This is a genomic window from Blautia sp. HA9023 (genome assembly GCF_056504095.1).
Window position 1 is genome coordinate 388,235 of record NZ_JBWLUR010000006.1, and the last position, 25,665, is coordinate 413,899.

General features: G+C 44.2%; 23 protein-coding genes, 3 pseudogenes and 1 other annotated feature. Of the genes and pseudogenes, 4 read left to right on the forward strand and 22 right to left on the reverse strand.

Annotation, left to right across the window (positions count from 1 at the left end; translation table 11 throughout):
* Window positions 1-11: 11 nt before the first annotated feature.
* Entirely contained in the window at window positions 12-2,303 is a 2,292-nt protein-coding gene (locus AC04Q6_RS05890; protein ID WP_118071801.1) for a glycoside hydrolase family 3 C-terminal domain-containing protein, read from the reverse strand.
* A 217-nt stretch (window positions 2,304-2,520) separates the two neighbouring features.
* Here AC04Q6_RS05890 and AC04Q6_RS05895 point away from each other — a divergent pair, with 217 nt between their 5' ends.
* Entirely contained in the window at window positions 2,521-3,723 is a 1,203-nt protein-coding gene (locus AC04Q6_RS05895; RefSeq protein WP_178087528.1) for a helix-turn-helix domain-containing protein, read from the forward strand.
* A 107-nt stretch (window positions 3,724-3,830) separates the two neighbouring features.
* Here AC04Q6_RS05895 and AC04Q6_RS05900 read toward each other — a convergent pair whose 3' ends face one another.
* The 10 genes and pseudogenes from AC04Q6_RS05900 to AC04Q6_RS05945 form a co-directional block, all read right to left on the reverse strand.
* Window positions 3,831-5,528, reverse strand: a complete 1,698-nt coding sequence (locus tag AC04Q6_RS05900; RefSeq protein WP_118071803.1) for a carbon starvation CstA family protein — start codon at window positions 5,526-5,528, stop codon at window positions 3,831-3,833.
* A 95-nt stretch (window positions 5,529-5,623) separates the two neighbouring features.
* Window positions 5,624-5,872 (reverse strand) — a binding site (T-box leader).
* Between the two features lie 326 nt (window positions 5,873-6,198).
* Window positions 6,199-6,561: pseudogene (locus AC04Q6_RS05905) on the reverse strand (macro domain-containing protein); the annotation flags it as partial.
* A gap of 336 nt (window positions 6,562-6,897) precedes the next feature.
* A complete protein-coding gene (locus AC04Q6_RS05910; RefSeq protein WP_092069892.1) occupies window positions 6,898-7,119 on the reverse strand; it encodes a hypothetical protein in 222 nt (73 codons plus the stop codon).
* Window positions 7,120-7,245: 126 nt separating this feature from the next.
* On the reverse strand, window positions 7,246-7,851 hold the full coding sequence (locus AC04Q6_RS05915) for a hypothetical protein (protein WP_021977529.1): 606 nt from the start codon (window positions 7,849-7,851) through the stop codon (window positions 7,246-7,248).
* Window positions 7,852-7,960: 109 nt separating this feature from the next.
* A complete protein-coding gene (locus AC04Q6_RS05920; protein ID WP_118061831.1) occupies window positions 7,961-8,458 on the reverse strand; it encodes a nitroreductase family protein in 498 nt (165 codons plus the stop codon).
* A gap of 177 nt (window positions 8,459-8,635) precedes the next feature.
* Window positions 8,636-8,959, reverse strand: coding sequence for an MATE family efflux transporter (locus AC04Q6_RS05925; RefSeq protein WP_242997127.1), 324 nt, complete (start codon window positions 8,957-8,959; stop codon window positions 8,636-8,638).
* Window positions 8,899-9,594, reverse strand: coding sequence for an MATE family efflux transporter (locus AC04Q6_RS05930; protein ID WP_178087529.1), 696 nt, complete (start codon window positions 9,592-9,594; stop codon window positions 8,899-8,901). Before AC04Q6_RS05930 ends, AC04Q6_RS05925 begins: the two co-directional genes overlap by 61 nt.
* A gap of 215 nt (window positions 9,595-9,809) precedes the next feature.
* On the reverse strand, window positions 9,810-10,943 hold the full coding sequence (locus AC04Q6_RS05935) for an SGNH/GDSL hydrolase family protein (RefSeq protein WP_118071806.1): 1,134 nt from the start codon (window positions 10,941-10,943) through the stop codon (window positions 9,810-9,812).
* Window positions 10,944-10,987: 44 nt separating this feature from the next.
* Window positions 10,988-11,569, reverse strand: coding sequence for a hypothetical protein (locus AC04Q6_RS05940; protein WP_118071807.1), 582 nt, complete (start codon window positions 11,567-11,569; stop codon window positions 10,988-10,990).
* Between the two features lie 26 nt (window positions 11,570-11,595).
* A complete protein-coding gene (locus AC04Q6_RS05945; protein ID WP_118071808.1) occupies window positions 11,596-11,907 on the reverse strand; it encodes a hypothetical protein in 312 nt (103 codons plus the stop codon).
* Window positions 11,908-12,577: 670 nt separating this feature from the next.
* On the opposite strand from AC04Q6_RS05945, the gene AC04Q6_RS05950 reads away from it, so the two are divergent.
* Window positions 12,578-13,015, forward strand: coding sequence for a MerR family transcriptional regulator (locus AC04Q6_RS05950; RefSeq protein ID WP_021975878.1), 438 nt, complete (start codon window positions 12,578-12,580; stop codon window positions 13,013-13,015).
* Here AC04Q6_RS05950 and AC04Q6_RS05955 read toward each other — a convergent pair whose 3' ends face one another.
* From AC04Q6_RS05955 to tnpA, 8 genes and pseudogenes are all read right to left on the reverse strand, one after another.
* The gene (locus tag AC04Q6_RS05955) at window positions 13,016-14,329 is read right to left on the reverse strand and encodes an MATE family efflux transporter (protein ID WP_021975877.1); all 1,314 of its coding nucleotides are present in this window, start codon (window positions 14,327-14,329) and stop codon (window positions 13,016-13,018) included.
* Between the two features lie 142 nt (window positions 14,330-14,471).
* Complete coding sequence (locus AC04Q6_RS05960; RefSeq protein WP_118071809.1) at window positions 14,472-14,744, reverse strand: hypothetical protein; 273 nt, start codon at window positions 14,742-14,744, stop codon at window positions 14,472-14,474.
* Window positions 14,741-15,709, reverse strand: coding sequence for a phosphodiester glycosidase family protein (locus AC04Q6_RS05965; RefSeq protein ID WP_242997128.1), 969 nt, complete (start codon window positions 15,707-15,709; stop codon window positions 14,741-14,743). The genes AC04Q6_RS05960 and AC04Q6_RS05965 overlap by 4 nt, the downstream gene beginning before the upstream one ends.
* A gap of 12 nt (window positions 15,710-15,721) precedes the next feature.
* Window positions 15,722-15,803, reverse strand: a pseudogene (locus AC04Q6_RS05970) (DNA-binding response regulator); the annotation flags it as partial.
* A 63-nt stretch (window positions 15,804-15,866) separates the two neighbouring features.
* Window positions 15,867-16,229, reverse strand: a pseudogene (locus AC04Q6_RS05975) (sensor histidine kinase); the annotation flags it as partial.
* Window positions 16,214-16,924, reverse strand: coding sequence for a histidine kinase dimerization/phospho-acceptor domain-containing protein (locus AC04Q6_RS05980; RefSeq protein ID WP_021975873.1), 711 nt, complete (start codon window positions 16,922-16,924; stop codon window positions 16,214-16,216). The gene AC04Q6_RS05980 and the pseudogene AC04Q6_RS05975, both read right to left, overlap by 16 nt.
* Window positions 16,925-17,133: 209 nt before the next feature.
* Window positions 17,134-18,390 carry an RNA-guided endonuclease InsQ/TnpB family protein gene (locus AC04Q6_RS05985; RefSeq protein WP_243003898.1) on the reverse strand — a complete coding sequence of 419 codons (1,257 nt, stop codon included), beginning with the start codon at window positions 18,388-18,390 and terminating at the stop codon, window positions 17,134-17,136.
* A 17-nt stretch (window positions 18,391-18,407) separates the two neighbouring features.
* Window positions 18,408-18,818, reverse strand: coding sequence for an IS200/IS605 family transposase (gene tnpA, locus AC04Q6_RS05990; protein WP_202030833.1), 411 nt, complete (start codon window positions 18,816-18,818; stop codon window positions 18,408-18,410).
* A 400-nt stretch (window positions 18,819-19,218) separates the two neighbouring features.
* Between tnpA and AC04Q6_RS05995 the strand changes: the two genes are divergently transcribed.
* Both AC04Q6_RS05995 and AC04Q6_RS06000 read left to right on the forward strand, forming a co-directional pair.
* Window positions 19,219-19,434, forward strand: coding sequence for a FeoA family protein (locus AC04Q6_RS05995; protein ID WP_021975815.1), 216 nt, complete (start codon window positions 19,219-19,221; stop codon window positions 19,432-19,434).
* A 51-nt stretch (window positions 19,435-19,485) separates the two neighbouring features.
* Window positions 19,486-21,471, forward strand: a complete 1,986-nt coding sequence (locus AC04Q6_RS06000; RefSeq protein WP_118070916.1) for an EAL domain-containing protein — start codon at window positions 19,486-19,488, stop codon at window positions 21,469-21,471.
* A gap of 150 nt (window positions 21,472-21,621) precedes the next feature.
* Here the strand turns inward: AC04Q6_RS06000 and AC04Q6_RS06005 are convergent, their stop codons facing one another.
* From AC04Q6_RS06005 to AC04Q6_RS06015, 3 genes are all read right to left on the reverse strand, one after another.
* Window positions 21,622-22,806: an SAM-dependent methyltransferase gene (locus AC04Q6_RS06005; RefSeq protein ID WP_021975817.1), complete on the reverse strand. Its 1,185-nt coding sequence runs from the start codon at window positions 22,804-22,806 to the stop codon at window positions 21,622-21,624.
* Window positions 22,807-22,923: 117 nt separating this feature from the next.
* The gene (locus AC04Q6_RS06010) at window positions 22,924-24,501 is read right to left on the reverse strand and encodes an ABC transporter permease/substrate-binding protein (RefSeq protein WP_207661872.1); all 1,578 of its coding nucleotides are present in this window, start codon (window positions 24,499-24,501) and stop codon (window positions 22,924-22,926) included.
* Window positions 24,502-24,504: 3 nt separating this feature from the next.
* The gene (locus AC04Q6_RS06015; protein WP_021975819.1) at window positions 24,505-25,638 is read right to left on the reverse strand and encodes an ABC transporter ATP-binding protein; all 1,134 of its coding nucleotides are present in this window, start codon (window positions 25,636-25,638) and stop codon (window positions 24,505-24,507) included.
* Window positions 25,639-25,665: the final 27 nt, after the last annotated feature.

A 25,665-nucleotide genomic window follows, 5' to 3' on the forward strand; every position in this document is an offset into this window, starting at 1 on the left:
TCTTTCTCTCCTTAAGCGTTTAAAGCATCAACCATCTGTTCCAGCATTTCTCTTTTGATTCCGGGAACGAAGCTTAACAACTGACGAAGGGGCATTCCTTCCATCATCGCAGCCATCATTTCCTGATTTACGGCTCCGGATGTATCGTTCTCCTGTGCTTCTGCCATATCTTTTGCTGCATCATTCTGTGCCATTCCCTGCATGAAAGGTCCCATCACAGCCTGTGCTTTCGGATCACGCATCAGCTCTCCAAGACAGGTATTTAATGAATAGGTCTTTGGAAGTTCTTTCGTAGTATGTACTGTGATCTCTTCACCTTTGCACATCTGATCTGCATTTTCACCGATCATCACTTTATAAGTTCCTTCCTCTGCATACCAGTCATGGATCAATGTATTCCAGTAAGCGAATGCTCTCTCATCCAGTGTAAATGTAACTGTCTTCTCTTCTCCTGCTTCCAGGAAAATCTTTTCGAATCCTTTCAGTTCTCTGACCGGACGGACAACTTCTGTCTCCGGTGCTTCTACATAAAGCTGAACTACTGTTTTACCTGCACGGTTTCCGGTATTCTTTACCTTGACGCTTACTTCTAAAGTATCTTTATCAGACATTTCTTTTTTATCAAGCTGAAAATCACTGTATTCAAAGGTTGTGTAGGATAATCCGTAACCAAACGGGAATGCTGTTTTCATTTTTCTGGAGGTGTAATAGCGATAGCCTACAAACACACCTTCCTGATAATCAGCATTGTCAAAGCCTTTTCCGTAAGTCAGATAGCAAGGGGTATCTTCCAGACGAAGAGGGAAGGTTTCAGCCAGGCGTCCGCATGGATTTTTTTTGCCTGCGAGGATCTCTGCCGTTGCTCTTCCAACTGCCTCTCCTCCAAGATATGCCTCAAGGATACCCTCTACCTGATCCTTCCATGGCATAAGTACAGCAGAACCGTTGTGAAGGACAACTACCACATGCTTCTGCACTTCAAGGATCTTCTGTACAAGTTCATTCTGGCAGTTCGGAAGCTCCATATGCTTTCTGTCATAGCCTTCTGATTCGAAGTTGTCCGGAAGCCCCAGGAACAGAACTGCAACGTCAGCATCCGCCGCTGTTCTGACTGCTTCATCCTGAAGATCTTTTACAACCTCATCTTTTTCATCCTGATAGCCTTCTGCAAAGGTTACATTTGCAAGCTCCGGAATTGCTTTTGCAGCTTCCAGTGCGGATTCCACCTTCCAGCTGTTGATATGAGAGCTTCCGCCGCCCTGATATCTCGGTTCTCTGGCATATTTTCCGATAAAAGCGATCTTTTTTTCTGCATTCAGAGGAAGGATATGGTTATCATTTTTCAGGAGTACCATACATTCCGCTGCGATATCGGCTGCTGCCTTGTGATCCTTTTCATATTCGAATACAGCGTTTTCATCACGGTTCTCTGTATAACGGAAAATCACATCCAGGATTCTCTCGCATGCCAGATCCACAGTCTTTTCATCAAGCTTACCTTCCTGAACAGCCTTTACGATCAGTCTGTCATTTTCGTAATCCCCCGGAGGCATCTCCAGATCCAGTCCTGCTGACAGTGAAGAAACCCTGTCGTTGACCGCACCCCAGTCGGAAACCACATATCCGTCAAATCCCCATTCCTCTCTGAGGATATCTGTCAGGTATTCCTTGCTGTCTCCGACAAATTTTCCATTGATGCGGTTATAGGAGCTCATGACAGTCCATGGCTTTGATTTTTTCATAGCCCCCTCAAAGGATGCCAGATAGATTTCTCTTAATGTCCGCTCATCCATATCAGAGGAATTTGTCATCCGTCGTTTTTCCTGATTGTTTGCCACAAAGTGTTTTGCGCTTGTTCCCACATGCTTACTCTGCACACCTTCGATCATTGCTGCTGCCATTTCTGCAGACACAAATGGATCCTCTGAATAATACTCGAAATTTCTTCCGCATAATGGGGAACGTTTGATGTTCATTGCCGGTCCCAGGATCGTGCTGACATTCATTGCCTGGCATTCCTGGCCAAGGATTTCTCCCTGTCTGCGGATCAGATCTCGGTCAAAGCTGGATGCAGTTGCACAGCCGGCCGGGAAGCAGACTGCCTTCTCGCTCTCATTGATTCCAAGATGATCGGCTTCTTCTGCCTGTTTTCTGATTCCGTGAGGTCCGTCTGTTACCATCACCTGGGGAATTCCAAGGCGTTCGATCCCCTTAAGATGCCAGAAGTCGGCTCCGGAACACATTCCTGCTTTTTCTTCCAATGTCATCCGGGAGATCAGCTCCTGGATTTTCTCTTTCTTCATGCTATTACCTCCGTTTATTACGATGCTATATGTATGATTTCGTTCTGTCCGGTCTTATCTTTATCGTGATTTTATAATAGCCTGAAGCAGCATATATTTATTTCATATTTAAACTATTTTTTATATTTTTATACTTTTATTGAGCGTTTTTTTATTGACTTATATGGAAAAATTAATTACGATGGAACATATAAAATGCATGATATGGGGGGTTGTTATGAAAGATTCATATAATCTGATAGATTTTATTAAAATGTATTATCTGGATTCCAACATTCCGATGTATCTTTTTGAAGGTGGAAACTGTATCTTCTGTATGCCGAAACAGACGGACCTGACCTATCCCCCGGAGAAATATACAGAGGAGCTTCTGGATTCAGGAAAAAGAATTTCATACTGCACCACGAAATATGGCATTTTTTTCTGTTCATTGAAGATAGATCATCTGAAAAACGGAGCCCTTATTTTCGGACCGGTAACTAATATTCCATACACAGAATCTGACCTGCAGCAATTATACAGGGATTACACAGTTCCAAACAGTGAGCGCAGGGACTTTAACAGCTTTCTCCGCCAGATTCCCTGTCTTTCCATGAATTCCTTATTAAAAAAATGTCTGTTCCTTAATTATTGTATCCATGAAGAATTACTGACTCTTGAGCATCTGACAGCTTCAGAGTCGGACACTTCTATGCAGATATCGCTGACAGATGCTTCCTTACTGGAGGAAACCTACCAGACCAAGGAGAACGAACAGCATAATCAGACTTATGCAATTGAAGAACAGATCTTGCGACTTGTACGGACCGGTAACTACCGGGGATTTAAAAATATTGAATTCAGTGACAGCAATTATCATCTCGGTATTACCGGCTCTACTGCGCTTCGTCAGCTTAGGAATGACATAATCATTACCACTACCATCTGCACCAGGGCTGCAATAGAGGGTGGCCTGGATTATGACAGCGCTTATAAGCTTTCCGATTATTTTATCCAGTCCTCAGAGAGGCTGAACAGCATTGAGAGACTGTATGACCTTCTGTCAAAAATCGGATATTCTTTTGCGGAAAAAGTAGCAAATTCAAAAGCACCCGTCTCCACAGACGAATGCATTCAGAAAGCGATCCGTTACATTCAGCAAAACACAAACCAGCATCTTACGGTAGGTGATGTTGCAGCCTATGTCGGATTCAGCAGATCCTATTTCTCTGCTTATTTTAAAAAGACCCTTGGTTTTTCTGTCAGCGCATTTATTTTGCGCTGTAAGCTGGAAGAAGGTAAAGAATTGCTGCAATATACCAACAAATCCATCAGTACGATCAGCACCTTTTTATGTTTCTCCAGCCAAAGCCACTTTCAGACTGCTTTTAAGAAGCAATTCGGAATGACTCCCAATGAATGCAGGCACATGAGGTCATAAATCGTCTCTAGATATCTCAAGGTTCCATGGATGCAAAAAGGCATGAGCCTTTTATATGACTCATGCCTCTTCAGCTAAACAGATATCCGTGATCTCATCCGATAATATTATGCTGTTGCTTTTTTATCATCTGTCTTCTCAAGCAACTTCTTCACACCCTGAATCGCTACCAGTACACCAAGGATCAGCAGTAATACTGCAAATACAAGCTGTAAGGTGTTTCCAAGATCCAGCCCTGTTGTTACCAGTGCCTTTGAAAGCTTTGTGATGGTCATGCCAAGTGCTGTGAAGGTAACTGCCATCATGAATACCATCGGGATCCAGAGCATGCAGCCCTGACGTTTTGTTTTCTTTAAGAATACCGCGCAGGCTACAAGAGCGAGTACAGATAACAGCTGGTTTGCGGAACCGAACAGCGGCCAGATCTCCGCATAGCCTACTTTTGTAAGCATGTAGGCAAGTACCAGTGTGATAACTGTTGCAAAATATTTATTTGTTACCACCTTCAGGAACGGGCTCATGTTTTCCTCATCTGTATCAGAATCAAGGAAAAATTCCTGGAATGACAGACGTCCGACTCTGGCTACAGAGTCAAGAGAGGTCAGTGCAAATGCAGATACTGCAAGGTTGATCAGGGTAAATACCAGTGAATGTGGAAGGCCAACTACAGAAAGGAAGTTTGCGATAGCACCTGCAAAAATCTGCGGCTGTGTTGTAAGCCCCTGTGCTGCTGCCTCACCGTCTGCAAAGGATGCAACTGCGATCAGTGCGATGATGGCAAGCATACTTTCCATCAGCATTGCTCCAAAGGAAACAGGAAGCATATTTTTCTCATTTTTGATCTGCTTGGATGCAGTACCGGAGGATACCAGTGAATGGAAACCGGAAACAGCACCACAGGCGATGGTTACAAACAGGATCGGGAACATATACTGTCCGTCTACGTTAAAGCTTGTAAATGCCTTCAGGTTACAGGAAGGATTGGCTACAAATACACCGATAACCGCACCAACGATCATAAAGATCAGAAGATAACTGTTCAGATAATCACGTGGCTGAAGCAGTGCCCATACAGGAGCGACACTGGCGATCAGGATGTATACAAAAATGATGATATGCCAGGTTCCAAGGCTTACATACATCGGGAAATTAAGTCCCAGTACAATTGCTGCTACCAGAAGTAAAATTGCAACTGCAGTGTTGATCCATTTATTGAACTTTGTATATTTAAGGAAAAATCCAAGTGCAACAGCCTCAAATATAAATAACATGGAAGTGGTTGCAACAGCTCCGTTTGCCGCTACCTTTGTAACAGCTCCTGCATCATTTGCGACAAATCCGTTAAAGGTTCCTGCTACAACATCTGCAAATGCTGCAACGACCAGGATACAGAACAGCCAGCAGAATAAAAGGAATAATTTTTTTCCAAGCTTTCCGATATACGCTTCGATGATATATCCGATGGTACGTCCTTTATTCTTTACAGATGCGTACATGGATGCAAAATCCTGCACAGCTCCGAAAAATACACCACCGATGAGGATCCAGAGCAGAACCGGCAGCCAGCCGAAAATTGCGGCCTGGATAGGTCCGTTGATCGGGCCTGCACCTGCTATGGATGCAAACTGATGGCCAAATACTACATTTGTATCAGCCGGTACATAATCAACTCCGTCCTCCAGCTCATAAGCAGGAGTTTTTGCTTTCGGATCAATACCCCATTTGTTCTGGAGATAACGGCCATACAGAAGATATGCGCCTCCGAGAACTACAATGGCTATGATCATCATTGTTATTCCGTTCATAATATCAACTCTCTTTCCTTTGTGTTTTTTATACATGATACAATGACCGTAAAACAGTTATTGCATCAAAAAACGCCCTTGCTATCCTTTCGGATAACAAAGGCGGAATGTTCCGTGGTACCACTTTGTATTATCGTATTTATTGCTAAATGCGACCACTTATTACTGTCATATCAAACAGCCTCTTCTGTAACGTGAAGACTACGTCCCGGCTTACTTAACCTTTCTATTCAGCGGGATGCTCCCAGGTGATATCACAAAATACCTTCTGCCGCTTCTCATCAGCCTGCGGCTCTCTGTAATCCGGCATGCTTTTTGTGGTCTGTCCTGTTCCATGCATTTCTCTTTTTTATTTATCTAATGTTTTACTCCTTTTTTTATAAAATTTCAACAAATAATTTATACATATTTTATAAATTTGCATACGTTTTTTTGTGCAGATTTCAATTTCAAAAATAAAAGGCATCTATTTCTCGCAGAATTTTTCTCTTTACTTTTCCTGAAAAAATCTGCTATAATAATCCTCGCGCAAATTGAATATGGATTTTTCTGACACTAAATATCGCTTTGGCTGATGTCTGATGGCCGGGGCATATTTGGTGTCTTTTTTTGTGCTGAAATCCTATTTCATACTTTCATTCAATAAACAAGGAGGGCTCATCATGCCAAAAACAAAACACCCCAGCATCTGGGAGTTTGCAGCATTGACAATAGCTCCCACCTGAAGTCTGGTAATGTCTCCCTGCCAGATAGAGATTTTTTCTGCAAAAACATCTCTGCTGTTGCAGCTGTCTTTTACTGTGGGAATCTGGTCCAGAGTCACGATTCCTTTTTCCCGGGCATCTTCCTGAAGAAATGCATCCTGTACTTCCTGCACCTCAGCATCCAGATGACGGGGCATGCGGATATTCATTAAAGACCGGAGGATCCTTCGTTTCTCCGGCTCGGAATCCGGTACTGCAAGATCACTGTATTCTCCAGAATCCTCTTTAAATTTTTCTACAAGATAATCGAGACGTTGTTTCTGCTCCATAAGATTCTCCCCTCCTATTACATATTCTTCCTGATATCATCCAAGCTCTCACAAAGATCCCGGTTGATCCCGATTCCCCTTTTACCAAAGCTCTCCGGTATCACTGCCTCATCCAGGTTCAGCCGCACCAGATTTACATTCTTATTCTCCCGCACCATTTTTTCAAATGGAAAACGGATAATGGATGGGGTGTTAAAACCAACTCCAAGCTCCTTGCTTTAGGTCAAGGATTTTTTGGCCCGATCACGAAAAAGCAATAAAAATGCGGCATATATGTAAAACAGATCCATACTCCACTTTATGATCCGTTTTCCGTCACATACGCCGCATTACCCATTATTCAGAAAATGTATATCTTACCATGTATCCTTTTCCATCACCGGTCACGATCACAACCCCGCCGTCGGGATTCTCAATCTTATCAATGATTGGAAATCTTCCTTTTTCTTTGACATAAGCTTCCGGGCTCTCAATCTTTGCTTCAACGATCTCTTGCTGAGAATGGCGATCACCACCACAGGGATTAATAGTTTCAATAATGATCTCGTATTCCTTCATACCCTTCACCTCTTTCATAATGCAGTTTTTCGGTTCCTATACTTATATTTTATCGCAAAAATCCCGGCTCTGCAAAATGTATTTTGCACAAAATATCAGAAGATTTATTGGTGTCTTTCACTATATTCAGGCTTCTTCCGCATCCATCTCTTTTTGAATCTCATCTTCGCTTTCTGCCATAGCCTGAAGTGTCATAGTAAGAAGTTTCGCAAGATCCCAGCCCAGCTGATCTGCGCCTCGCTGGATCACTTCTCTGGAACAGCCTGCCGCGAAACCTTTGCTTTTATATTTCTTTTTCAGGGATTTCAGCTCCATATCCTTGGTACTCTTGGACGGACGCATCAGCGCCGCTGCCCAGATCAAACCGGTGAGCTCATCCGCTGCAAAAAGGACTTTTTCCATCTCATGCTCCGGCGCAGTCTCAATGGTAGCTCCACAGCCAACAGTAATTCCATATCCATGAGAAACCACCGCATGAATGATATCTTCTCCCACACCTGCCTCACGGAGAAGTTCCGGTGCTTTCAGGCAGTGTTCTTCCGGGTAAAGTTCAAAATCAATATCATGGAGCAGACCTACAATGCCCCAGTATTCTGCGTCATCGCCATAGCCCAGCTCTTTTGCATACCATTTCATCACTGCCTCCACAGTCAGTGCATGCTGGATGTGAAAAGGATCTTTATTGTATTTTTTTAATAATGCAAATGCTTCGTCTCTTGCTATATGTTCCATTTTTCTGTCCTCAATTCTGTTCTACTATCTATCACATCTGTCTTGCTGTACCAGAAAACCATATGTTCTGCCATTCTTCATTGTATTCTGACACAGCCCGATGCATACATTATTCTACAAAGTAGATCCTGCTCTCGTCAAAACGATCCTGCTGCTTCCTGCTCTCTGCCGGATATCCCAGGGCAAAGAGGGAAAAAACTTCCACATTCTCCGGAAGTTTCAGAATATCATGGACCAGATCCATGCGATCCTGCATCGGCGCGATTCCGATCCAAACGCCGCCAAGTCCCAGCGCATCCGTTTCCAGCCAGATATTTTCCTGGGCGATAGACATGTCGATCTGCGCCATGTCCTGCACAACCAGTCCCTCTTTCCGATATACCGGAACGATCACAACCGGCGCACCTGCCGCACATCCGGAATAAGGAGTCGCTTTGGAAAGTTCCCTGATCTTCTCCTTATCTGTCACAACATAAAACTCCCACGGCTGCTGATTACATGCACTTGGCGCCTGCATACCGGCTTTCAGGATCTGAAGGATTTTCTCTTTCTCCACGGGTTTATCTTCATATTTACGGATACTTACTCTGTGAAAAATATTCTCCATGATATTTCCTCCTCGTCTTTATGATCTACATTACTTTTCTGGTTTTATTTTGTCAGTGGGACTTCCACATTCTGTCTCTTTAATCATATCCTTCTCTGACAAAATCCTCTTTGCTCATTTTAGCACAGTTTTTTGCAGACGGACAGACCACATTCCTGAAAACGTTTACACGGTATCCTATACCCATTTTTTCTTTCTCAGATATAACATACATCCCAGGCACAGCACCAGCTGCAGGATCGAAGAAAACGGTGTTGCCAGCCCGATATCAAACAGCGTCGCACCGGCTCTGCGGCTCATAAACCATGACACCGGAACTCTCACACAGAAAGCACCTATGATTCCCTGGATCATTACAAACTTCGTCATACCGATTCCATTATAAAATCCGATATAGCAGAAAAAGATTGCCGTAAACAGACAGTCAATGGCATAAGCTTTCAGGTAATCTGCCGCTGCCTCGATGACCATTGCATCGGAGGAAAAAATTCCCGCCAGCACATTTCCATGGAAAAATGACAGGAAAAACATTCCAACACCAATGGCAAAAGAAACCGCCCCACCATTTTCCGGAGAGTCCGGCCGTGGACCCCGATATCCGTTTTATGCATTTCAAAAGGCAGCTCTTTTTTGCGGATAACGCCAAAGGAAACGATCACACTGATGATCTGTGCAAATACAGTTGCAAAAGCAGCTCCTGACGTTCCCATCTTAAATCCCGCACAGAGGATCAGATCCTCTGCAATATTGAATACACATGCAACGGCAACCGTAAACAGCGGCGTTCTGGAATCTCCGATCCCCCTAAAAATACAGCCGATCAGATTGTACGCCACGATCACCAGCATACCGCCGCCACAGATCCGCACATAAGCAACTGTTTTGTCAAAAGCTTCCTCCGGCGCATTCATAATGCTGCTTACCTGTGGTGCAAAAATCACAAGCACCGCAGTCATGACCAGTGCGATCACCGTAAACATCACAATAGCCGTTCCTACTGTCCGTCCTCCCTGTTTCCGCTCTCCACAGCCAATCTGCTGTCCCAGGAGCACTGTCGTTCCCATGGCAAAACTGCTCACAAGATTGGTAAGCGTCATCAGGATCTTGCCCTGTGTAAAAGTGTTGTTTTTTTCCATTCTTATCCTCCTCTTCTTAATAAACGTTAAAAAAGCTGGATAAGCAACAGACATCTCAGCCTGTCATCTTATCCAGCCATTGTTTCCGTCGAACAATCAACCCTCCGATGAACATCCACAGTATACTATATGCGATTTTTTACGTCAACCTTGATCTTACGCAATTCAGTTTCAAAAATATAATCTCTTTTGTCTGCAGCTGCACATTACGTATCTCATTTATTTTTATATACACCCAGCACATTTTCAATATAATCTGCCATTTCCTGCGCCATCTCAAACTGCTCCGGAATACGGGGATGCCCCGGCGTAGCCACACCGTTTCTGCTGAACAGAAAATGTGAGATCTTCTCATCTTTCACAGAATTTACAACCCGGTCAATAGCATCATCCCAGCTCTTATCATGCTGCAAAACAGTCGTACAGCAGACGATCCACGCCTCCGGATAAACACCACGGAGCTTTTTCAGAAAATCCCCATAGTGACTCCGCCACCTGTCAGCCATCTCACAACAATATGAATAACTCTTCTCCACCTGCGTCACCTGCTCCTGATCCGGTTCCTGTTCGTGAACACAGACACCCTGTGCTTTCTTCTCAGCCTCCACTTTCATATAATCCACCGGATAATTATCATTCTGGCCCAGAGCCACGATCACCACCTGGGGAACAAATTTCGAAAAATCCCACTCCGTCATCTCCCCAAGCATGGTGTTATAATGAATCTTATCCCACGCAGTCTCCATTCCAGTCTGCTCTGGCCTGTGAAACCACCCATGACCATCCATCAGCGCGATCCCGCCCTGAGCAATATCATGAAGTCGCGCCCCAAGCATCCTCGCCGTCATCCAAGGAAAAGAAAACCAGCAATTAGAAAAACCCCCTTCATGCTCCATATCCGTTTTACCAATAAAATCAATCGCCTCCACCGACTCCCCGGCAGAAACCGAATCCCCATAAACCTCAATCCTACGCTCCGAAACCGGAGGCAGCTCAATCAATCTCTCACCATCCCCAATCTCAAACCCCAGAATCTTCAGCTCATGACACCCATCCTGCCTCTTAAAAAACAACACATGATGCACCCCAGACTCATTCTCCGGCACCCTAACCTCAATAACCGTCTCACCGGACTTTTTCAAATAAAACGCCGACTGCACCTGATCCAGAATACACCCCAGATAATTCTGCCAGTACTCATTAAAATTCTCCACATGAATCCTCAGCACCTCCCCTGAAAACCAAAACTCCGCCGAAGACCCCGGAAACACCCAGACCGGCTCCGCCTCCACCCTACAGTCAATCCTCCCTGTATATCGAATCCTCTCATCATTGGCACAAATCCACATAAAATATCCCCTTAACTTTTTGTTTATAGCTCACACATCACTTATTACAGATTATACTCACCATACAGCTTCTGACGCCATTTTACATCCGTCACCACACGCTGCACTTCATCCGACCGCCCCTCCAGAAACAATCGATTGATCAGTGCACTCAATCTTGCTTCACCCTCTGCTTTTCCTTCCGCTTTTCCAATCGCCATTCCTTCCTCGCGAAGCCTCTCAGATTCCAACTGCAAAACTTTTCCACCCATAACCTCGCCAACTCCTTTCCGAACTTTTTCTTTATTCCTGAAAACATAATCCGATATTCTGATAATCAGCCTGTTCAGATCTGTATACAACTCTGACCTCCCGGAAATCGAAATTTCCTTCCCCAGTTTATTACGTATATCTTCATATTCACTTAATAATCTCTGAAGTTTTTCCGAATCTTTCTCTATTATATCCGCAGACTTCTCATATCTCATAATATAAAATGGAAGCAGCATCAGAAGCTTTTTCTCAAAAATACTATCTTTTGTATAATGCTCCACTTTCACAGTTGGAACCCGATATACACACATCTGAGAATCCGGAAGGATTAACTCTACCTCCAGAAAATCCGGTGTCCTTTTTCCGCTTCTCAAATATAGTACGCAAGATCTGGGAAATTCTACGCAATATCTCCCATCAACTTTTTTCTGTGTTCCAATGCAATCGCAAAGTCATACTCAACCATCCTGACCGCCATTGTTTCATCATCCAGGCTCTGGCATTCAATATGATACAACATATCGCCAATCCTCAGACAGGAGTCGGTAATAATCTCCCCATCTTCCAACTGATGTTCATTACGAAGCTGAACAATCTTAACATCCTCCGGATATGCGGTATGGAACACCTCATTAATAAGCGGAACCACCAGATAAGTCATCTTCTCCACCATTGTCCGGAAAACATCATCGAATATAGTATTGTTGGTCATTAACACTCCTACTGGTATATAAAATTATACCACATCACCCAAACATAAAAACCCCATAAAACGGATTTTCACAAACTCTACAGTAACTCCAAATGGAAAACGCTCCAGAACATGAAGCTCCAAGAATGTCCATACAGACAAAGATCTTATAAGATATAATAACCATACCACGCATCACCCCAAAAATCATCCAAAACTATTCCAAAAATTATCCCATAATCCGACATCCACTCCCGCCAAACCACAAGGAAACTCAGCCTTTCCACCCAGGCATCCAGCGCAGCGCTGATGCCTCATCCAACCCCCGAGCAGCCACCCTAAATCTCCCAACCTGAACACCCAACCGCGAAAGCCACCCAACCCTCCCGCCCTGAATAACCAGCCGTGGAGTGTGCATCGGTTCTGGCTGACTCTGCAGGAGGGGAGCTGATTCTTGGCTGGCGGAAATCTGCGTTGTTTTACAAAAGTTCGCTGTTTGAGCGGCTGCAAGACGCGAGTTCGGACTTTTGTAAAACGCTTTTAGCAGATTCCCGGCAGCCTAGAAGCCAGCCCCCGACGAAGCCCCAGCCAGAACCGATGCACACTCCACGGCGTCCTATTCACGTCCTATACTTGCATCCCCCCACCATTTATCATAAAATAAAAACAAAAACCCAAAGGAGGAATCCCCATGTACACCATCGGCCAGGTATCCGAGATGTTCCATCTCCCCGTCTCCACCCTACGCTACTACGACAAAGAAGGCCTCTTCCCCAACCTCAAACGCGAATCCGGCATCCGCAAATTCAACGACCACGAACTGGAAGCCCTCCGCATGATCGAATGCCTCAAAGCCTCCGGCCTGGAAATCAAAGGCATCAAACAATTCTTCGAATGGTGCAACCAGGGAAGCAGCACCTACCAGAACCGCAAAGAACTCTTCGAGACAAGAAAAAAAGCCGTAGAACAGGAAATCCTACGACTCAATAAAACCCTCGATATGCTCAAATACAAATGCTGGTACTACGACCAGGCCATGAAAGAAGGAAACGAAGACAAGATCCGCCAGATGCTCCCGGACAACCTCCCGAAAGACATCCAGCAGCTATACGACAACGGCCACAAATAACTACCACGTCCGCCGCATATAAACAATCCCCGTAACATCTGCCATCACCCAGCCAATGGGAATCGCCACCCAGATTCCCACCTCACCGAACACAACAGAAAGAACATAAGCCAGCAGAACACGAAGTCCCAGGGAGATCACCGTCAGCACAACCGACATCTCCGCCCGCTTGATCGCCCGGTAATAACCATACAGCAGAAACAGACAGCCAATCCCAAGATAAAACGCACCCTCGATCCGGAGATACTTCACCCCCGCAGCAATCACGGCCACCTCTTTCCCACTGACAAAAATCTTCATCAGCGGCCCGGCAAACAGACACACCAGCACTGAGATCATCACACTAAACCCGATACTCATGGCAAAAGCCACCCTGGTACCCTTGCGGATACGCTCCTGATTCCCGGCACCATAATTCTGCGCCACAAATGTAGAAAAGGCATTTCCAAAATCCTGAACCGGAAGATAGGCAAAAGTATCAATCTTCACAGCAGCCGCAAAAGCAGCCATCACCGTAGCCCCGAAACTGTTCACCAATCCCTGGACCATCAGAATACCAAAATTCATCACTGACTGCTGCAGACAGGTCAGAGAAGAAAGATTCACGATCTCACCAAGAATCCCCCGGTCAAAACAAAGCTCCTCTTTTCCAGGCAGAAGATCTTTGCAGGAATGCAGCACATAAATGGTAATCCCGATTCCTGACACATACTGAGCGATCACCGTAGCAAAGGCCGCACCTGCAATCCCCCAGGGAAGAACCGCCACAAACAAAAGATCCAGTCCAATATTCAGGACAGCGGAAACCGCCAGAAAAACAAGAGGCACCGTGGAATTACCAAGAGCCCTTAAAAGGCAGGAAAAAAAGTTATAAAGGGATGTTGCCACAAGCCCTGCAAAGATCACAAGCAGATATGTTTTCATCCCATCGTACACTTCTTCCGGCACCCGCAGGAACCAGAGGATCGGGTCCGTAAAAAGGTACACCAGCACATTTAACAGCACCGTTACACCCATGATCAGTCCAAAAGCATGGACAACAGAAAGCCGCAGCTCCCGGTCACTGCCCTTTCCCTTATAAATCGAAAAAAGAGCACCAGAACCCATACTCAGTCCCAGAAAAACAGATGTCAGAAACGTCATCAAAGTATAGGCAGAACCAACGGCTGCCAGCGCATTTTTTCCAAGCACACGTCCTACGATCAGGGTATCCGCAATATTATAAAACTGCTGCAGAAGATTACCCGCGATCATAGGCAGCGCAAACAGGATCAGACATTTGCCGATCCTGCCTTTTGTCAGATCATAATACATTTTGCTACACTCCATCATCCTCATACGCCAAAAATCAGGCCCCGATTTCTGACATACAGGAAAATGTCAGAGAAACTGAAACCTGATCTTCTTTGTATTTATAATCACAGGAATACCGGGGACGAAATTTTGCCCTGATACTCTACATAGGATTTATGATAAATCTTTCGGAATGATTATGCAACCTTCTTTCTTCAACATGTCTGCGGGATTTTCTTCCTGAAATGATACTTCCGCCTTCTGTCACTGCCAGCACTATCACCACAAAATATAACACCATCTGAAGCCCTCCCACATGTCCGTAAAAATCCATATACGGATTATACCAGTCCAGGATTTTTGCTGTTATGGAAACCAGGCTGCATACAACACAGACATGCAGGAGAATTTTTCTTATTGTGCTTAATATCTTCATAAAGATCCCTCCGTAATAAAAATTCCATCTTCGATCTCATGCTCCGGTTTGTAAGGATCATTGACCACTTTTCCGTTCATTTCCATAAAAGAACAGTGGCCGCCGTCAAGATTATAAGCCACCTTACAGCCAAGATCCTCAAACACCTTTGCCATCTCATCCAGGAACATTCCCCTGGAGTTCTGCTGCCGCCCGTCCACAAGAAGCAGGCAGTAATGTCCCGGTTCAAAATACCCGATGGCAGTCCGCGGATGAGACCGGCGAATGTAAGTCCAGATCCAGAATTTATCATTCGCCTTTCCATTTGCATCCAGCAGACTTGGCCCAAAGATCCAGCTCTGATAAGCACCTCTGCCGATCAGTTTTTGCTCATCCAGCTGCCCCGGCTGATAGATATCCATTGTTCCGTCCCAGTTGAGAACACAGGTTTCCTCACCGGACTGCTGGCTGCGGTAGATCACACCGTTTCGTATGATCGTACCATTATTCTTATGACGGTTGTTGCTGTAGGAATCTCCGTTGACCGACAATATGGATTTCATTCTTGCAGACATATCCGTAAGTTTTTCCGTATAGCCAATTCCATAGGTATCCTGTGCAAACGCAGTCTGGAAGCAGGTAATATCACCAATATAAATATCCGCCAGCACATAGGAAATTTTACTTCCGTATTTTGCATAACTGCCACCGTGTGTGTTATCCACAGTTCCGGAATCGTACTGATGATGAGAAATCTGAATGGACAGATTGGGACTTGTGTATGATGTATCTGTAGAAACCACTGTATCGGTAAATTTGTCCGCAAATTTCTTATGCCAGTCCTGGGTACTGAGGACCTTTCTTGTCTGTGTAAGTTCTGTTCCATCCGAATTTACAACATTTCCGGATGTTCCTGTCCCATCCTGCCCGGATCCGGAGATCCTGCACCTGGATCTCCTCGGACGCATCCGGTCCTTTGTTGGCAAATTTCTCCACCATCCGCTGGTACTGGCGCAGATTTGCATTCACTCTTGCCACCAGCTCCGCCGGGTCAAAAGGCTTCGAAATATAATCATCGGCTCCCAGTCCAAGGCCGTTTCCTTCTTTTTTGTTTCTGGACTCATCGCCTCTGTAAAATTCATCAAATACATAGGGCAGTTTTTCCTCCGGAACACCTACACCATTGTCACGGAAACAGATCTCCACGCCACCTTCTGTTCTTTTCAAGGAAAGTTCTGTTTTCAGCACATCACGTTCTGCATACTTCCGGCTGTTTTCCAGAAGATTGTCAAAAATACGCTGCAGCTGTTCCGGATCTGCATCGACATCCAGGTGAATATCCCCTGTTTCTGCCTGCATCTGCTCTTTTTCCTTATCCAGAAGTTCCTGCTTTCCGTTCACATAATTCCGGATAAAATCAGCAATCTCTATTTTCTGAACAGAAAGGGGCATATTTCCGGTTTCGATCTTTGAAACATAGAACAACTGGTTCAGAAGTCCGTCCATATCTCCGGTCCGACGGTATGCAGCCTGCAAAACTTCTCCTGCATTTCCGGAGTTGCCGCAATGCCGTCCATAAGTCCTTTGATCGTTCCCCGGATGGCAGTCAGCGGCGTACGCAGGTCATGGGAGATTCCGGCGATCATATCTGTTCTGGCTTTCTCATATTTCCGGTTCTTCTCCTGCTCCCGCAAAATGTGCTCCTGCATATGATTAAAGGTGATGCACACATCCTCAAATTCCGCATCTCCCACATACCGGATCTCCGTTGTCAGATCGTTGTGCCGGATGCGGTCTGCACCCTGTGCCAGAAGGTCCAGAGGCTCCATAATATTTTTCTCCAGATTCCGTGTGAAAATCTGGCTGATCAGTAAAAGTACAAGGATACAGATAATTCCATCTGCTCCAAATAAAAGGATAAACTCATTTCTGTGGATTGTCCAGCTTTCCAGAAAATCATCCAGATCTCCGAGAAGTTCCCGGCCATCCTTATGTTGGTATTTTACATTGTCAGAATCCGAAAAATTCGATGTGCCACTTCCATCAATAAGGTCTTCTATAGATGTCTTCAGTTCTTTTTCCACTGATTCCGCATAAATCTTCACCACTGCCAGATTAATAGCCAGAAAGATCAGAAGCGTCACCAGCACCATCAGTGCATTTGAAAGAAAAATCCTTCTTTTTACTGTTCCCTTTTCCATGTTTTCACCCTCCTGCAGTTATTTGGTGTAGAGCTACGCAGCGAAGCGGATTGCGAATATCCGCTTGACGCAAAACGCTTTTGTTCATCTTCCTTATACAGCGTTTTTGTGAACTACTCGGCAACTGAGTTACCAGAGCATCTGAATTAAGGCGGGATACCGCCTTTTCAGGGTGCGTCCATGACACCACTACTGTTTGCTCTTTAGAGCTATACAGCTACTTTTATTATTTCTGGCGTTTTTAGTCCGGTTACGGACAGTTCCTTTTTCTCTCCGGATACGGAGAGATATTTTCTCAGGATGTTATATGCACCTACAGCATCTGCGTTATACTTCCGGTTTCTGTCCCTGTACAGTCCCCTTTGTTTTCGGTTGCATGGCTGTGCATATCTTTTTTCCACCTCTGGTGACAGCGGACTGCACTGGCTGGTATAGCTTTCTTCCTGTCTTACAAAACGGATCCCGTACATCTTAAGCTTATATTCCATCATGCTATAGAGCCTGTTATACGGCAGATTGTGGAACTTCTGGTTTGTTCTGTGTCCCAGGTCTTTTCCTTTCCGGATATTCCGGATATCCCCTGCCACAACACAGGTAATTCCCTGTTCACGGCAGTATTTTGCAAAGTATCTTGTGATCTTGTGTAGATAATCCGTTACCGAGTTCTGCTTTTTCTGATATAATCTGCGAATATGTTTTGATGTGACTGGATGTTTTATTCCCTTCACAGACTGCTGTCCATACCATTGTGCCTGCACCCTTGCAATCTCTTTATGAAAATATCTTTCCAATGCAAGATATCTTCTGCCCAGGATAAATGTATTCCCATTCCCGGAATCATAGCATGTCATAAGATTATGAAGTCCCAGATCAACTGACAGATAGTGTCCATTCTGCGAAAGTTCTTCCCTCTCTGAAATCTCATAAACAACAATAACTTTACATTCACCTTTTTCCGGTGGGTAGATCCGCAACTGTTTGATCTGATCCATGCCCCTGAAAATCTTATTTTCAAGATAAAGAAAGTTCTCATGGATCTGATACGTTTCTTCCATATATCTTTTTAATGCTTTTGGAAGGGACAGACGGACTTTTTCTGTGTCCCATTCATGTACAATTCCCATCTGCATATAGGTAATGGGGATACTTTCCTGTTTAAACCGCGGTGGTCTGGGATTCTCAATCCCTCCGGATCTTTTCAAGGCGTAAAAAGATTTCCATGCTTTATCCAGCAGCTTGCAGACTTCCTGGGCTGTCTGAGATGGAAGCTGTTTATACCACAGATCCTCTCTATGGGATTTTTTCTGATAATACCAGTCCGGGTATTTCTCCATTCCCATTTCTTTGTAATGCTGACGTTCGTAATTACAGACATTCCAGAGCTTGGATGCCGCATAACACATATGTCCGATGACGTTTGCATATTCCTGACTGACCTTTATGGATGTTTTCTTTGACAACAGCATTTCCCACCTCTATGATCTCAATAAGCTTTACTCTGATGCTCAATATATCTGCGGATATTTTCTTCCGACACAGACCCGACCGTTTCCACATAATAGGAATGGTTCCACAGCTCTCCTTTCCAAAGCTGTTCTCTTATTTCCGGAAAACGTTCGAATAATTTCCTGCCGGTGATCCCTTTCAGATATTTCACGATCGCAGTTATGGATAATTTGGGAGGAGCAGACACAAAACAGTGCACATGGTCTCCTTCCCCGCATTCAAACAAATGGACGGTAAAACCTTTATCCGCTGCGATCTCCTGCACCAGCTCCTGAAGATATGCTTCAATCTCCGCATTCAATATCTTCCGCCGGTATTTCACTGACCATACCATATGGTAATTAATATTGCACACACAAGTGCGGTAATGTATAAGATTCTCCTTCATACATATAGTATAGCATAGTATTAAGAATATCACAATAAAATGCCGAACATATTTTCTTTTTTAATAAAGCTGGATACAGCATTTTTTAGTAAAAAAATAAATATATTTTACTTATAATGTGCAGATATGCACAGTTTACGCTTTCATCTCGGCAATTGAATTACCGAGGATTCCCGCTTATCTTCCTAAACTTATTTTTTATCTGCATTGGATCTTCTCTATGCTTTTTTATCATAACACAAACACCTTCACCTGTCGTCCTGTATGACAAAATGTTTCTTATTTTTCCAAAACCATTGACACAAAATCTCTGCGCGTTATAATGTTAGTTGTAACTAATTTATGTTGGCGGATATCTTTCCGCTTTCACTGTTCACATACAGCTTTTTATGGAGGAATCATGCCACTGAATTTAGCTGATATCAACACCGATTATATCATTCAGAAAATATGCGGGAATGAAGGGGACCGCCATTATCTGGAAACCCTGGGGTTTATCGAAGGCGCAACTGTACGGATCGTATCAATCCTTCTCGGCTCTTACATCGTCCGCATACAGGAAAGCAAAATCGGTATCAGTCAGGATTTTACAAAAATGATCATCGTGCAGGCCTGAAAAAGCCTGCTCAATTTTATTTATCAATAAACAAGGAGATTTATTTTACCCATGAAAAAAGAAAAAAGTGTACTTCATCTTTGCGAAGGCACCCTGCTTGCGCTTGTGATCCTGTTGATTATGGATCTTTATCTTCTGAAATTTCTTCAGGATCCGGAAGTATCCTACTATCCCATACTTCATCTTATGGAAGCAGCTCTGGCACTTCTGGTTGTGACCCTGGCGCTTTCCCTGATCCAGAGAGAACTTCTCTCCCGTCTTATCGTAAAGGCATTTCGGGATATCACCGGTGTCCACAACAAAACATCCCTGGAAAAGCTGGTTCAGGACTTAAGTAACCGCCCAAGCACTTTTGGCGTTGGCGTCATGATGTTTGATCTGAACAATCTGAAATATGTCAATGACACTTACGGACATGAAAAAGGCGATGAATTTATCCAGACCTTCACCTACTGTCTCACCCGGATCCTGGATTCTGACAGTTTTCTGGCCCGCTATGGCGGAGATGAGTTCATCCTGATCCAGCAGAACACCAGCCTCTCCGAGCTTCAGCATATGGCAGAGAAACTGGATTCCCTTGTTCAGGAATACAACACCAGAACTACACTGCCTTTAAGTTATGCCATCGGATATGAAGTCAGTTTCCAGAATCACTATTTTATGATGGAAGATCTGATCAATGCCGCAGACAAAAAAATGTACCAGGACAAAGCCAGCAGGAAAATTGCTGCTATCCGGGAACTTGCCCCTTCCACCCATTCCCGCAATACGGTAATCCCTGCCATCTCTTCGGAAGCCCTTTCTGAAAAGATCCGGCAGATCCAGAAAAGTACCGGAAGTTCCCTCTCCATCGCCCTGATCTCCACAGACATAGAAAATTTTCATTACATCAATGACAAATACGGATATTCCCTTGGAGACGAAATTCTGAATATTGTCTATGAAGAGCTGGCAGGAGCTTCCTTTACCATCCTTACCACCCGCTTTTTCTCCGATGTATTTGTCAGCATTGCAGATATTACGGACCTTACCAGTGAAGCGCTTCTGTCCCAGATCGCAAAACTTGATCAGCAGATCAGCCAGCGCATCCGCAATACCTACCACGTTAATTTCTTCCGCACAAACTCCGGAATCTGCTTTATCCCGGATGCCGAAACCTCACCGGAAACCGTACTGTCCTGTGCAAATGTGGCAAGGCGGCTCTCCAAAAAAATGATTCCGCCCTGCTGCATCTATTCAAGGGAAATTGACCGGCAGGAAAAAATGCAGGCAGAAATTCTCCATTCCTTCCATCAGGCTCTGAAAAATGAAGAATTTCAGATTTATTTTCAGCCCAAAGTATCTCCCACCAACGGAAAAATCTCCAGTGCGGAAGTCCTCGTCCGTTGGCTCCGTGACGAAAAAACGCTCTGGTCCCCGGCTGTGTACATTCCATTATTTGAACAGAATGGTTTTATCATCAGTCTGGATTATTATGTTTATGAAAAAACCTTCCGATGGCTTCAGAAATTTTCCATTCAGCTTCCGGCAGATTTTCGCATTTCCCTGAATGTCTCTCCACTGCACTTTGAGGAACCGGAAAATTTTGTCAAAAAGATCTGCGAACTGATCCGCACCTATCAGGTGGACACTTCACGCCTTACTTTTGAGATCACGGAATCCACCTATGTAAACAATACCGAGGCCGTCAACCGTGTGATCCGTGGCCTGAAGCAGCATAATATTCAGATTTCCATGGATGATTTCGGCTCCGGATATTCTTCCCTGAATACCTTAAAAGATCTGCTGTTCAATGAAGTAAAGATCGATCGGAAATTCCTTGGCGATTCCCTTACGGAAAATGCAAAGATCGTTCTTCAGGAAGTCTTCCATATGCTGAAACGCATGGGAAAATCCATTGTATGCGAAGGTGTGGAAACAGAAGATATTGCCGAATTTCTGAAAAAAGAAGGCTGCGATGAGATCCAGGGATTCCTGTATTACCGTCCTATGTGTGAGGAAGATTTTGAAAAGCTGCTCCTTGCACCGAGGGTATGATGTCAGTCTCTCATTTCTCCGAAGCAATCTGTTATGATAAAAAACCTCCCGGAACAGTACAGCATTTTTAACTGCTGACTGTTTCGGGAGGTTTTTATATTCATATATGTTATTTTTCGGATACTGATTTTGATCTTGCTTAAGGGAAGATCAATACCACCGTGTCATTGGCAGATCGTTGTTGATTCCTTTTGTCATAAGGATCTGATGAAGATCGATAATTCCATTATGGAAAGTTGCCGCACATGCAGACAGGTAGAGATCCCACATACGCAGAAATTCTTCGTCAAACATGGTTTTCTCTTTTTCAATGTTATCACGGAAATTCTTTTCCCAGTGAAGCAGTGTCTTATTGTAATGCAGACGGAGATTCTCGATATCCAGAGTATGGAAATTATCCTCTGCCATATGGTTCAGGATCTCACGTAAACTCGGAACGGTTCCGCCCGGGAAAATATATTTCTTAACCCACGGATCACCCGGGTGCTCCTTCAGGGCACTGATAAAATGAAGCAGGAACAGTCCACCTGGTTTCAGAACTTTCTCCACGCAATCAAGAAACAGCTGATAATTGTCACGGCCAACATGCTCCAGCATACCAACACTGACAACACGGTCAAACTGATACTCTTTCTTGGGAAGATCACGATAATCCATCAGCTCTACGGTAAGGTAATCTTCCAGTCCCTGCTCTTTGATCCTTCTCTGAAATTCCGCATACTGCTCATGGCTTAAAGTGATGCCGGTACCGTGGATCTTATACTTCTTCGCCGCCTCGATCAGCAGAAAACCCCAGCCACAGCCAATATCCAGAAGGCTCATGCCTTCTTCCAGATGTAATTTCTTAAGAATATAATCAACTTTATTTACCTGTGCCTGATACAATGTATCATCTTCATGAATAAAGTATCCACAGGAATAACTCATCGTCTCATCCAACCATAATTTATAAAAATCATTGCCAATATCATAATGGCTGGTTACTTCCTTTTCCTGGTTTTTCTTGGATGTTGAGCTGAACATGATCTTCTTCAGAGCAGACTCATTGGTAGAAAATTTCCCCATCTGTCCCAGAAAATGATCCAGTGCCTCATAAAGATTTCCCTCAATATCCAGATCCCCTCTCATATACGCCTCGCCCAGCGCAAGGGACGTACTTTTCATCAGATCTGCAAGAGGAATCGCTTTCTTAAAATTCACCGTAAATGTAGGTTCACCCTCTCCGATATGATACTCGGAATTCTTGAACTTTACCAGAAATGGATAATCTGTAAAGCGTTCAAGGAACTGCACCATTGCTTTCTCTTCTGTCTTTTCCTGTAATGTCTCAAACATAATAGTCTACCTCCTTTAACACTGCATATGATACACCCGGAGGAAGGCTTTATGTCAAGGTGCGATTTTCACAAAATATTCCCAAAAAAGCGGCCTAATTTCAGACCGCTTAAAAATTTATTCTATCATTCCTTTTTCTTTCAGAAATTCCACAGCTGTTTCTTTCGGAGTTTTTCCCTCTACATCTACCTGGTAATTCATATCCATCATCTCTTCTGTGGTGATAGCTCCTTCCATCATATCCATAACTTCCTGAAGCTGCGGATATTTTTTCAGGGTTTCATTCCTGGTAATGGACACAGCCTGATACGGCGGAAAAAACTCGATATCATCTTCCAGTTTCACAAGATCCATCTTTTTCAGTATGGCATCGGTCTCAAAAGCATCGATCACATCCACTTTTCCAGATGTGAGTGCCTGATAACGGATATTTCCTTCCAGACCATTCACTTCTTTAAAGGATACCTGAAATTCTTTTTTTAGCTTGGGCAGAAGATCCTCACGCTGGGTAAATGCTGTTGTGCAGCCCAGTTTCAGGCTGCCCGCCTGAGCCAGAAGTTCGGAAAGCTTTGTGAGATGACACTGCGCTGCTGTCTCCGAAGTGACTGCAAACACATAGGTATTACTGAATCCCAGAGAATCGGATACCTGCATGCTGTAGTTTTCTTCCATGCCTGTTTTTACTCTGTCATAGACTTCCTTCGAATCTGAAGACATTTCTTCTTTCAGGACGTTGGAAATCAGCACGCCTGTGTAATCGGTAAATGTGTCGATATCTCCCCGCTCCATGGCGGACATAGTGATCATGGTTCCGTTAAGATTAAATTTCTCTTCAACCTTGATATCTGTCTGGTCCTGGATCAGCTGGCTGTAAATATTTCCCAGGATCAGTGCTTCTGTAAAGTTCTCACTGCCAATTACGATTTTCTCTTCTTTTCTCTGGAACACACTGTATACAGAAGCGAAACATGGAACTACCAGGATCAGGACAAGAAGACAGACCGCCATAACTGTTCGTCTTTTCCGTTCTGCTTTTGTACGGTTTGTGATCTGGTCTACCGGTTTCAGGCCTTCCGGAGTCAGTGCATTCTCCACTTTTCCGAGAACAAAATCTACCACCAGGGCCAGAAGACAGGCAGGCAGTGCACCAAGAAGTACCAGATCCGCATCATTGGCATTTAAGCCCAGATTGATCAGCCATCCCAGACCTCCCGCACCTGCAAAAGCAGCAATGGTAACGGTTCCAACAGCTGTTACTGCTGAAATACGCACACCTGCCATAATATAAGGCATTGCGATGGGAATCTGTATTTTGTACAAAATCCTCCATTTTGTCAGGCCGATGCTGCTGGCTGATTCAATGGCCGACTGCTGGATACCGGTGATGCCGATATATGTATTTTTTATGATCGGAAGCAGGGCATAAATGATAACCATGATAATGGCCGGCTTCTGTCCGATTCCCACCACAGGAACCAGAAAAGCCAGAAGGCCGATACTTGGGATAGACTGCATGATATTTGCAATTCCGATCACAATAGACGAAGCCTTTTTGTTTTTTGTTACAAAAATTCCAAGAGGAATACCGATGCATATGGAAATCAGTACTGCTGCCGAAGTCATCTGAATATGTTCCAGAAGAAGCTGGACCAGCTCTTCTCTTCTCTGCATAAAAACTTCAAGAAAAGTATTCACCTGTCACCCCTCCTGTTCTTTTTTGTAACGTTTGCTGAGTGTCGAAAGAAGGATACTCTTGGTCAGTGCCCCCTTCAGTTCCCTGCGCTCGTTCAGTACCGGAATGATTCCGGATTTATAGTAATCGATCTCGTCGATGATCTCCTGAAGAGAGCTTTCTTCATAAACAGATACATAATCGGATGAGATCATATCCCCGATACTTGCGGACATATGCTGCACATCCAGTTTGCTTAAGTCTTCCAGCCAGACGATTCCCAGAAATCCCCTGGATTTTCCCTCTGTGATAAAAATACTGTTGATCGCATTCTGGCGCATAACCTGAAGCGCCTGTATCACAGTTCTGTCTTTGGAAAGTGTGTATGGTTCTTTGCACATAATGTCAGATGCATGTATATATTTCGGATTTCCCCACAAACGGTTCTTTCCTACGAATTTTTCCACATAATCATTGGCCGGATGCCTCAGGATCTCTTCTGTCTTATCGAACTGTATGACAGTTCCGTTCTGTATAAAGCAGATCTTGTCTGCACATTTGATAGCCTCATCCATATCATGGGTGACAAATACAATAGTTTTCTGGTATTCCTTCTGCAGCTTGACGATCTCGTCCTGCAGTTCTTCTCTTGTAAGTGGGTCCAACGCTGAAAAAGGCTCATCCATCAGGATCAGATCAGAATCTGTGGCAAATGCCCTGGCAACTCCCACTCTCTGGCGCTGTCCGCCGGAAAGCTGACATGGATAGCTGTTGCTGTACAGCTTGGGATCAAGATTTACCATATCCAGGAGTTCATTGATCCGCTGTTCCCGTTTTTCCGGTTCCAGTCCCTCAAGCTGGGGAACAATTTCAAGATTCTCTTTTACTGTAAAATGTGGAAACAGTCCGCCTTCCTGTACCACATACCCGATTTCTCTTCTTAATTTGATATCGGGGATCTCGCGGATGGATTTTCCGTCAATGATAATATCTCCCCGGTCCATGGGGAGAAGTTTGTTTATCATTTTCAGAAGGGTTGTTTTTCCACATCCGCTGGAACCAATGATGGCAACAAATTCCCCGGAAGAAAATGTCATATTGATATCCCGCAGGATCAGTTTATCTTTATAGGATTTCGAAACATTTGTAAATTCTATCATAGGCTTCACCTTTCCAATTCTACCTCA